We start from the raw sequence: 2,210 nt of genomic DNA, 5'->3' as shown, positions 1-2,210 counted from the left end.
TCCAGGCCTTCGACATCGCCTTCGACGGACGCCTCACCAACAACCGAATCTGACCCACGAGACCACCCCAGTTACACCGAAAACTTTACAGACCCTCGTCTGACGCCTTCACCGTCGATCGGTGTCGATGTCCGGGCCCTGGGGGCTTGCGGCGGCTCGCACTGATTGCACGTGCAGCCAAGGGGTTTCGGACCCTGATTGCTCAACCAGTTCGGCGCGAAATGACTCCACGCTGGCCTGCGCCTGTTCCAGGCCGATGCGTTCAAAGACGGAGTGCAGTTCGTCGAGATCGGCCAGAGTCTCCCGGTTTGGACGACCGAGCCGTGAGCGGGACTTGACAAGGCCGAGACGGGACAGCGACTCTCCCCGCGGTTCACCGATGTCGCGGAACCTGCGCAGCGCTTCGTCGTAGACGCTGGCAGCCTCTTCATACTGCCCGTCCCGGAAAAGCACATTGGCCCGCATCTTGCGGTTGTAGGCCAGAGCGCTCGAAAGGTTCATGGCACGGCAGGTCTGCTCGGCCTCGAAGAGCAGTTCCAGTGCACGCTCGGGTCGGCCCTGCAAAGAGAGCACATCGGCTATCCCGCGCAGCGCCCAGGCCCAGCCGCGGTGGTCCTCGGCCCGCTCGGCGATATCGGCCGCCTCCTCGAACATGGCAAGCGCGGTGTCATAGGAGCCGGTGTTGCGGTGCATCTGGGCGATGCCTTCGAGTGCCCACACCATGTGCCGGGCCTCGCCGTGCTGCCGGGCCTCCTTGAGCAGGCGTTCATGGAGTGCACCGACGGCCGGGTAGTCGCCCTGGATGCGGCCGGTCTCGGCGAGGCCGGCGACAGAGTAGCCCAGCGCCAGCCGGTCCCCTCCCTGCTCAGCCAGTTCAACCGCGGCGGCCAGCCAGCGCCGGGCAAGCGGCAGCCTGCCGCGCTGACGGGCGAGGGTGCCCCCGCTCCACAATGCCCAAGCCATTGCTCCCCGGTCTTCGGCTCGCCGGGCGGCCCGGTAGCTTTCCCGCCAGGCGCGTTCGGCGTCGACCACCCGACCCAGACGGCGGTTCGCCTCCGCCACGGCGAGTCCGGCCCGTGCGAACTCCAGGAGCGATCGTCGCTGCTCCTCACTGGCCTTGACCAGTACTTCCTCATAGGAGGAGTTCACGCAGAGGGAGGAGCCAAGAGCTCCTTGGTATTCGGGGGCGAAAGCCTTGCGGGACATGAACCCTGTCTTCCTGATAGATGGGCCTGCCCCCAGAGACTATGGAATCCGACTTCTCACCGAATCAGTCGCTGCGTTGGCCTCACATCAGCCCCTGGTCTGACGTCGTAGGCCGAAGATCATCTCGCAGGTGTACGCCAACAGCCCGCGCTTCCTTGGAGCACACGGCGTCTGCGCAGATCACAGCCGCTCGGCGGGTCCGGCGCCCAGCGCTGATCCTCTAATACGGGGCGGGCCCAAGGGCGCTGGGCTGAACAACTCACTGCGAGGCACCAGCCTCGATTGACAACTCCATTGGGGAAGACCGAGCACCATGGGCTTCAGGGCGACGCTGCCGTGGGTGTTGGCCGCGGTGACGCCGACGATGAGGGGCAGTCCGTGCGCGTCCGACAGGACGTGCATCTGGGAACCCGGCTTGCCCCGGTCCACGGGGCTCGGACCGGTGAGTTCGCCCCGAGGCTGCTATATCGCGTCCAGCTGACTGGCGTGATCCGTGAGGCTGGCTGCCCGGGTTCGATTCGCGGGTTCGAGGATCTTGAAAATTTGCCGGCAGATAGTGCGCTTGAGGCAGCGTTGTGCGTCTCGTGAGGACTTGCCCTCAGCCACTCTGCGGGTGACGTAAAGCTTTGTCCTCGCACAACAGCCTCTCCACCCGGGCCTGGCTCGAGGAGCCTCCCCGGATCAAGCACGTGTTCATACCCGTCGGCGTGTGCTGGCTCAACCTCCAGGAAGCTTGGTGGAGGATCTTCCGCAAAGCAGCCCTCGCCGGCAAGTCCTTCGCCGGACCCGACGAAATCACCCAGGCCACCGAACTCGCAACAGCCCAGCTCAACCAGCAGGCACGCCCATGGATCTGGGGCACACCACACCACCCACCCGACACCTACGACGCCGCTACATCTACTGCCTTTAGAAGTCATCTCATTTGGCACGTTCGGTAGGCTGTCGGTCGTGGTGGGGATTATTGAACGGCTGGTGCCGGATGAGTTGTGGGAGCTGTTCCA

At 64.9% G+C, this 2,210-nt stretch carries 1 protein-coding gene and 1 pseudogene; both read right to left on the bottom strand.

Annotated elements, in window-relative coordinates:
- Nucleotides 1-108: 108 nt before the first annotated feature.
- The gene (locus ABZX75_RS34230; RefSeq protein ID WP_355418121.1) at nt 109-1,206 is read right to left on the bottom strand and encodes a tetratricopeptide repeat protein; all 1,098 of its coding nucleotides are present in this window, start codon (nt 1,204-1,206) and stop codon (nt 109-111) included.
- A 351-nt stretch (nt 1,207-1,557) separates the two neighbouring features.
- Nucleotides 1,558-1,659, bottom strand: a pseudogene (locus ABZX75_RS34225) (IS5/IS1182 family transposase); the annotation flags it as partial.
- Nucleotides 1,660-2,210: the final 551 nt, after the last annotated feature.

This window comes from Streptomyces sp. NPDC003038, assembly GCF_040611115.1.
Lineage (GTDB): Bacteria > Actinomycetota > Actinomycetes > Streptomycetales > Streptomycetaceae > Streptomyces.
This window is presented reverse-complemented; position numbering and strand designations above follow the sequence as displayed.